The organism is Stenomitos frigidus ULC18 (genome assembly GCF_003003795.1).
Classification (GTDB): domain Bacteria; phylum Cyanobacteriota; class Cyanobacteriia; order Leptolyngbyales; family Leptolyngbyaceae; genus Stenomitos; species Stenomitos frigidus_A.
The window spans coordinates 1-7663 of the sequence record NZ_PVWK01000088.1; the positions used below are offsets into that span (position 1 = coordinate 1).

Consider the following 7663-nt stretch of genomic DNA (forward strand, 5'->3'; position numbering starts at 1 on the left):
AACGCTTGTGCCTTACTTTTTGCAAGAACATAAGAATATTCTAGAAGCTTGGGTAAATTCTTTGCCAGAAATCTCCTAAGCTCAATTCTTCTAGCTTAACTTTGGTAAATGCAGCTTCTGGTGAAACATGGACTGGTCGTTGTAATCAGAGGGGTATTGGTGGTCAAATCAATGGTGGCTCAGGCTTAACATTCGTGATCTGGTAATTTTCTTAGGTGCTTCTACCATTTCGCTGAAAGCTTATAATCTTGCACAATCTTTGTAGAAGCCTGCATCACCCTCATTTTAGCCTGTAAAAAAAGGGTGATGCTATTCTTTTTATAAAAGGCTCTGAGGATAGAATACGATGAAAAGTCGCAGTTTCACAGTCATTCTTCATAAAGAAGATGATATGTACATTGCTGAATGTCCAGAGGTTGGCACAGTCGATCAAGGGGAAACGATCGAACAAGCGATCGCAGGTCTGAGAGAGGCAACGCGGCTTTACATGGAGGAATTTCCTCTACCTGAAACCTCTCCTAGATTTGTGACTAGCATTGAGGTCAGTTATGCCTAAACTGCCACGAATCTCAAGCAGAGAAGCGATTCGGGCACTTGAGCGGTTAGGATTCGATCAAGTTCGTCAAACAGGTAGTCATGTTGTGATGAAGAAAGAAACCGAAGAGGGCGAAATTGGCTGCGTTGTTCCTATGCATCGGGAATTGAAGGTTGGTACGTTGAGCGGCATTCTTAAGCAAGCGCAAGTCACAGTCGAAGAGTTCATTGAGAGTCTGTGAAGTCTAACAATTCAAATGCAGCGGACGGTCGAAAGCCGCTGGTGCTGAGTTTGAGGTTACTTGCCGCCGCTGATTTGAGCCGTTATGAGTACGATCGCCAACCTCATAGATTGGTTTGGATGTTACGAAGTCCAGCACAATCGTCCACTCACCCTCTTGCCTGCTCTTGCGATGCCAGCGATCGCTGCCTTAGCGTTGCTGGAGCCGTAATAGACAGAACGCTGTAGGGAGACGCAAGTGTCGTATGAACGCGCTTTCACCTAACTTAACCTACAGTAAAAGGGCGATCGCTGTCGTGAATGCGCGATCTACTGAAATGAGAACGCAAACCACCGTTTGAGAACGCAATTTGCCTTTTTGCTTGCGGAAAACACCAAAATGAATGCGCGATCGACTGAAATGAGAAAGTAAATGGTTGAAATGAGAACGCAATTTGTCTGATTGCTTGCGGAAAACACCAAAAAGAGAAACCAAACAGGCAAAATGAGCAAGCAAATTGCTGCTTTGCTGATTCAATCAGTAGTAAACGGCAAGCGATAGCCTTTTGAGAAGGGGCGATCGTAGTGCTCAATTCAGTCTTACAGGTCAAGAGGGCTTCTCACTCCTCTGCCCCCTCGGTTGAGAACATGGGTATAAATCATAGTTGTCTTCACATCTTTGTGACCTAACAACTCCTGCACTGTGCGGATGTCGTAGCTAGCTTCCAGCAAATGGGTCGCAAAACTATGGCGAAACGTGTGACAGCTAACCCGTTTTGTGATGCCTGTGGTGTGAACTGCTCGTTTGAGCGATCGCTGCATACCCGATTCATGCAGATGATGACGACGTATCACGCCGCTACGTGGGTCACGTGAACGATTGAGCGAAGGAAATACAAATTGCCAAATCCAGGCGCGGTCAGCATGAGGATATTTGCGCTCCAGCGCAAACGGTAAGTATACTGAGCCATACCCTTGCTCTAAGTCTTGCTGGTGCAAATGCCTGACTTTTCTCCAAACCTAACTGTCGTCTGCGACGACTGAGGCTCTCAGCCCACACTGTCTTGCACAGCAGGCGAACCTCACTCAAGGTCTCGTGAGTCTGCTTCCCAGTAGGGCTGTACTGCCAGGTCGGGACTCTGATGCCGTTGAATCAATCGCTGAGCATTCTAAACGCAATTTCATCAGGCCATTTTGAGCCATTAAGCAAACTGGGCGATCGCTTCAGCGTAGCGTTTCTTCGGTTGCAGCCCAACTAAGGTCGTCAACACCTGTTGCCGCTTCAAGAGAATGACGGTGGGTGTGCTGTAAATGCCCATTGCAAGCGCCAACTCAAACTCTTCTGTCGTGTCGATTTCGACCAGTACAAGGGCTCCTTTTTGATCGCTCACCAACTGGTGTAGCACTGGCTTGAGCGCGGCACAGGCACCGCAATGAGGACCGACAAAAGCCACCAGAATGAGTTTGTCAGACTGACTCTGCAATTGCTCTAACATCTGGCGACCCTGATAAAGATTGCTGTCAGGCATTAGACTTTGTGACACGGCGTGGCTCCTAAATGTGTATGAGTTGTAGCGAGAAGGTCGATCATGGAGCGCCGTTAAGCAGCGACTGGACTATTGAGGCATCCAACCGGCAAACTGTTTTTCAACAGCTTTTAAGGGTTCGGCGATCGCCGCAAAGACACTCTGAGAGACCGGATCGGGATACACGTCATCAAGCCCTTGCTCCACCGCTTGTAACGTTGCCTGAGCCACTGCGATCGGAGCAATTTTCTCCATTGGCACGCCTTCAGCCATGTCCGTATCCACAGGACCAGGGAAAACACCAATCACTTGTGTACCGTGAGGTGCCAATTCGGCTCGCACACCTTGGGTGAGGGAATGGAGTGCTGCTTTGGAGGCGCTGTAGGAACTAAAGACAGGCGCATTCGCAACGGCTACGACTGACATCATGTTGACAATTGCCCCACCACCATGACGCTGTAAAATCGGCGCAAACGCACGGATGACAGAGAGCGTGCCGAAGTAGTTCGTATTCATCTCCCATTGAGCCGTTTCTACACTGTGAGGCGTAAATAAGCCACCAGAACCTAAAACACCCGCATTGTTAATCAGCAAGGTGACATCTTGAGCCGTTTGGGCAGCCGCACTCACTTGATCAGGCTTGGTCACGTCCAAGGCGATGGGAATAATGCGATCGGGTGCGATCGCGACCACCTCCTGGAGCGTTTCGATGGATCGTGCGGTGGCATAAATGCGGTGGGCACCGGCTTGCACCAGTGCTTCGACAAACGCTTTACCAATACCACGATTGGCACCTGTGACAAAAGCAACCGAACCTTGAATCGTTATCATCATTTCCTTCCTACTTCATTAGAGTGTGAACAATGGGAGAGTGAAAACCTGAAGGAAAGCGATGTGTTGCGGCGCTTGAACCTGCCTGCTTTCCATACTTTTTAGCTTGATCCATTTCCATGCCTTTGAGAAGCAGGCAGAATAGAATATAATTTATTCGACTTTAGAATGAATGAAGCAATGGATCGCCTCGATTGCATGCAAAGCTTTGTACGCGTGGTTGAGACGGGCAGTTTTTCGGCTGTTGCGCGGGAATGTAACACCACTCAACCCACTATCAGCAAACAGATTGCGGCACTCGAAGCGTATCTGGATGTGCAGTTGTTAACCCGCTCCACCCGTAAGCTTCAACTAACGCAGGAGGGCGAACGCTTTTTTGAGCATTGCCAAGCTTTATTGGATGCGGCGGCTGAAGCGATCGCCAGCGTCGGGCAAAGACAAAATCCGAGTGGGACGTTGCGAGTCAATTGCCCGGTGGCGTTTGGACAGTATCAAGTGATCCCCTACTTGAAGGGCTTTCTTGAACGCTATCCTGATCTCAAGCTCGCTCTCACGATGAGCGATCGCGTTGTTGACCTGGTGGGAGAAGGCATCGATCTCGCTATACGGATTGGAACCGTTAACGATCCGACGCTCATCGCGCATCGCATTGGCGTGACCCGACGCGTCACGGTTGCTTCTACGGCTTACTTCCGCGATCTCCAGGAGCCCAAGACCCCAGAGGCGTTGGTCGAGCACAATTGCCTTGTTTATGCTCGTCTGGCAACCGGTAATGAGTGGCACTTTCAACGACCGACTGGCGAGACTACTCAAGTGACGGTCACAGGCAATCTACAAGTCGATAGCTCAACCGCCATTCGAGAAGCCGTCTTGTCTGGTTTAGGCATTGCTGTTTGTCCGGTTTGGTTGCTGGGCGATCTCATCCAATCCGAACAATTGCAAGTCATCCTCAAAGCGTATCAACCCACGCCTTTACCGATCCATGTGGTTTATCGTCGCGGGCGCTTTATCCCTGCCAAAGTGCGTTGCTTTATTGAGTATTTTACAAATGAATTTGAGCTGAATCCATGGGTATCCGACGATGGGATGCAACCGATCGCGGCACAGCTAACCCGGTAGCATCAGCTCCGACGATGATTGCAATCGCTGGACTCAGACGCTTCCATCTGCTTTTTGACTGTATCCATAGCTCAGTTTCCCTTGGTGCCATTGGTTGGGTTCAGTCCTTTGTAGTGAACTGACGTTGCTGCTGCCGCCACGTATCGGTCAATGGCCCAGAAAGGCTCCGGTTTCCACCGTTGATCGCTTCTAGGCGATGTAACTTTTTGCCATACAATCGACCAACTTAAGGATGTGACTCGATTTGCTGCTGGAAGTAAGTTTTCAGACTGTCTGCCAGGGCTGGCACCTGGATAGCGCGACGTACCAAAGCGTTATCGGCTTCACGCACATAGATTTTCACGATATCGGCAACCGTGACCTTGTTTGCATCACGACTCACCAGTTCGATCGCATCCCCACTACCCACCTCACCTTCTTGCACGACCGAAAAATAGATGCCGTTCAGACGGCTGTTGAGAAAGCGCTTGACCATATCATCACGCCCAAACTTGAGATTGAGTTTGAAACAAGGAAAACGGGGTTGTGTCACCAGCAATTCGGCAGTGCCAATGCGAAAGCGATCGCCAATATTCACCGCTGTTTCTGACAAGCCCTCGATCGTCAAATTTTCGCCAAAGGCACCCCAAGGCAACTCCTCATCCGGTAGTTCCTGCCGCCAATAAGTGTAATGCTCAGCGGGATAAGCGTAGACCGCCTTTTCTGCACCGCCATGAAGGGGTACGACACCGTTCCTGGCAATTAAGTACCACATCGCCTGAAAGCTCCTCACAGTATAACTTTCAGACTGTGATCTTGCCGCTTTTGCTCAACGTTGATGCACAGCAGCAGCGACGCAAGCGTTGAGGAGCAGAGCGATTGATAACTTTTGCTCATCATCTTGTGAAGCTTGTACCGTTGCGTGGGCGGCAGAAGTGCAACGATGAGACCGGGCTTTTGAGGTGTTAGACCCTACAAGATTACGCCTGTAGTATGAGCTTTGGAGGCTGACAAAGTCCAAAAAGAGTCCAACCCACTTGTAGTATGGGTTTTCCGCCTTCAGCAGAACTTATCAATAGTTGTCTGTTACCCTCCAACTTGCTTCGTCTCGTTGTAAGTCTGTGAGGAGTTTGGATGCCCAGTCCCCAAGAAACCGCTTACCCCCGGTTGAAGAGTACCTTGAGTACGCAAGAATTAACAGCCATCTACACGCCTAGTCCAGAGGAACTGTTGTTGTCGAGCCGGGTCACCAAAAGCCAGCCCTCGCAGTGGGGCTTTCTGGTGCTGTTAAAGACCTTTCAGCGCTTGGGCTATGCTGTACCGGTCGCGGCTGTGCCTTTAACCATTACCCGCCATATTGCCATGGTTGCCGACCTCAAACTTCGTACCGATGGTCTATCTGCCTATGATGCTTCGACGAGTCGCAAACGGCATCTCACCATCATTCGACAATATCTGAACCTGCAAATTTTTGGTCAGGCCGCCCGACAGCTGATGAGCCAGAGCATGACGACTGCGGCACGGACGCAACATGATCTAGTGGATTTAATCAATGTCGCGATCGAGTCCTTAGTCCAGCAACGGTTTGAACTACCGGCCTTCAGCACACTGTTGAAGGCAGCTCGGCACGCTCGCAACGAAGTGACTCAGGCACTGTACCAGCAAGTGATGGGGAGCCTTACCCAGGCAGAGCGTGGGCAAATTGATCAGCTCTTTGAAGCGGAGGCAGCCACTCACACAACGCCCTGGCAACGACTCAAACAAGACCCTGGCAGACCGACCCTGGCTCATTTGCAGGCATTGGTTGAACGGCTCAAATGGTTAGCGCCCCTGCGCCTGGGAAGCGCCGCGCTGCAGCACATCCCCGCTAGTAAGCGGCAGCATTTTGCGGCGGAAGCACAAACCTTGGATGCGAGTGAACTGAAAGCCTTGCCAAGCCCCAAACGCTATACCCTCGCCAGTACGCTCCTCAACCACCAATACGCCCGTGCGCTGGATGACCTGGCAGAAATGTTCATCAAGCAGATGCAACAACTGCACCACCGCAGTAAAGCAGCCCTGGCACAATACCGAGTGGCACAGCAGTCCAACAGTGACCTATTGATCGCCACCTTGCGCGATTTGATGGTGGCTTATCAGAGTGAAGGCGAGATTCCCCAACGCTTTGCAGCCATTGAGACCGTGGTGGGAGAGCAGAGTCAAACCCTTTTGGAGCAATGCGAAGCCCATTTGACTTATGAAGGGAATAACTACTTTCCCTTCTTCCAAAAATTCTACAAAAGCCATCGGGCCACCCTGTTTCGGTTGCTGGAAATCCTGCCGCTGCGCTCTAGCACGCAAGATGACAGTCTGATCGAAGCCATTGCTTTTATCCAAGCGCAGCGCACGGGTCGGAGTGCCTGGGTGGCCACAGTCAAAAAAGAAGCGCCGGGGACACCCGAAGCGCAGGCGGTGCCACTGCTGGATCTCAGTTGGATTGAGGGCAAATGGTGGTTTTTGGTGACTGGACAACGGCACCGCACACCCTACCCCAGCCAAATCCATCGCCGCCACTTCGAGGCTTGCGTCTTGTCGCAAGTGCGACTGGAATTGAAAGCGGGTGATCTCTATATTGATGGAAGTGATGCCTATGGTGACTACTACAGTCAGTTGATCACCTGGGAAGACTATCAGGCAAGCGTGGCGGACTACGGGCAATTAGTGAACCTACCAGTGGAGGGGCAGGCGTTTGTCAACCATGTCCAACAGTGGTTGGAACTACAGACCCAGACGACCGACCAGGCCTTTCCGACCAATACTGAGGTGGCATACAAAAACGATCGACTGGTGATCCATCGACGTAAACCGCAACCACCGAAGGGACTGGCAAAGCTCAAAGTGTTGATCAGCGAGCGACTCAAGCCGGTCAATTTGCTGGATGTGCTCACTGACACTGAACAGTGGCTCCATTGGACTCACGCTTTCAAACCGATCTCTGGCTATGATGCCAAGCTCAGACAGCCAGTCGCACGCTACCTGGCAGCGACCTTTTGCTACGGTTGCAACATCGGTCCGAGCCAAATGGCCCGCTCTCTGAGCGAGTTTGATCGGCGGCAGTTGGCAGATATCCATCATCGCCATATTGATGACCTCAAGTTGCAAGCCGCGATTGAGGCGGTCATTAATGCCTATAACCGCTTTGCCTTACCGTCTCACTGGGGCACTGGCAAGCACGCCTCCGTGGACGGCACCAAATGGGATCTGTATGAGCAGAATCTGTTAGCGGAGTATCACATCCGCTATGGCGGCTATGGTGGCATCGGGTACTATCACGTCTCGGATACCTACATTGCCCTGTTCAGTCATTTCATTCCTTGTGGGGTGTTTGAGGCCGTTTACTTAGGAGATTTCTAGGAATGAATTTACCCGCTAGCAGGTTGAATAAGGATATCCCATTTTGGTAATTCTGGATTGC

The 7663-nt window shown here is 50.9% G+C and carries 8 protein-coding genes and 2 pseudogenes; 6 read left to right on the forward strand and 4 right to left on the reverse strand.

The features are described 5' to 3' along the window. Nucleotides 1-346: 346 nt before the first annotated feature. The 3 genes from C7B82_RS16330 to C7B82_RS34315 all read left to right on the forward strand — a co-directional run bounded on the left by C7B82_RS16330 (nucleotide 347) and on the right by C7B82_RS34315 (nucleotide 986). Entirely contained in the window at nucleotides 347-556 is a 210-nt protein-coding gene (locus C7B82_RS16330; protein ID WP_106257356.1) for a type II toxin-antitoxin system HicB family antitoxin, read from the forward strand. Next, nucleotides 549-776, forward strand: coding sequence for a type II toxin-antitoxin system HicA family toxin (locus C7B82_RS16335; RefSeq protein WP_106257357.1), 228 nt, complete (start codon nucleotides 549-551; stop codon nucleotides 774-776). Before C7B82_RS16330 ends, C7B82_RS16335 begins: the two co-directional genes overlap by 8 nt. A gap of 84 nt (nucleotides 777-860) precedes the next feature. Then, the gene (locus C7B82_RS34315) at nucleotides 861-986 is read left to right on the forward strand and encodes a hypothetical protein (protein WP_281258994.1); all 126 of its coding nucleotides are present in this window, start codon (nucleotides 861-863) and stop codon (nucleotides 984-986) included. Between the two features lie 368 nt (nucleotides 987-1354). Here the strand turns inward: C7B82_RS34315 and C7B82_RS16345 are convergent, their stop codons facing one another. The 3 genes from C7B82_RS16345 to C7B82_RS16355 all read right to left on the reverse strand — a co-directional run bounded on the left by C7B82_RS16345 (nucleotide 1355) and on the right by C7B82_RS16355 (nucleotide 3114). Then, the gene (locus tag C7B82_RS16345; protein ID WP_425443616.1) at nucleotides 1355-1753 is read right to left on the reverse strand and encodes a tyrosine-type recombinase/integrase; all 399 of its coding nucleotides are present in this window, start codon (nucleotides 1751-1753) and stop codon (nucleotides 1355-1357) included. A gap of 203 nt (nucleotides 1754-1956) precedes the next feature. Continuing rightward, nucleotides 1957-2298, reverse strand: coding sequence for a thioredoxin family protein (locus tag C7B82_RS16350; RefSeq protein ID WP_245939939.1), 342 nt, complete (start codon nucleotides 2296-2298; stop codon nucleotides 1957-1959). Nucleotides 2299-2370: 72 nt separating this feature from the next. Next, nucleotides 2371-3114 carry an SDR family oxidoreductase gene (locus C7B82_RS16355; RefSeq protein ID WP_245939940.1) on the reverse strand — a complete coding sequence of 248 codons (744 nt, stop codon included), beginning with the start codon at nucleotides 3112-3114 and terminating at the stop codon, nucleotides 2371-2373. Between the two features lie 165 nt (nucleotides 3115-3279). On the opposite strand from C7B82_RS16355, the gene C7B82_RS16360 reads away from it, so the two are divergent. After that, nucleotides 3280-4230 carry a LysR family transcriptional regulator gene (locus tag C7B82_RS16360; RefSeq protein WP_245939941.1) on the forward strand — a complete coding sequence of 317 codons (951 nt, stop codon included), beginning with the start codon at nucleotides 3280-3282 and terminating at the stop codon, nucleotides 4228-4230. A gap of 226 nt (nucleotides 4231-4456) precedes the next feature. Here C7B82_RS16360 and C7B82_RS16365 read toward each other — a convergent pair whose 3' ends face one another. Next, complete coding sequence (locus C7B82_RS16365) at nucleotides 4457-4984, reverse strand: MOSC domain-containing protein (protein ID WP_106257360.1); 528 nt, start codon at nucleotides 4982-4984, stop codon at nucleotides 4457-4459. Between the two features lie 359 nt (nucleotides 4985-5343). On the opposite strand from C7B82_RS16365, the pseudogene C7B82_RS35140 reads away from it, so the two are divergent. Continuing rightward, nucleotides 5344-5826: pseudogene (locus C7B82_RS35140) on the forward strand (DUF4158 domain-containing protein); the annotation flags it as partial. A gap of 507 nt (nucleotides 5827-6333) precedes the next feature. After that, nucleotides 6334-7596: pseudogene (locus C7B82_RS35145) on the forward strand (Tn3 family transposase); the annotation flags it as partial. Nucleotides 7597-7663: the final 67 nt, after the last annotated feature.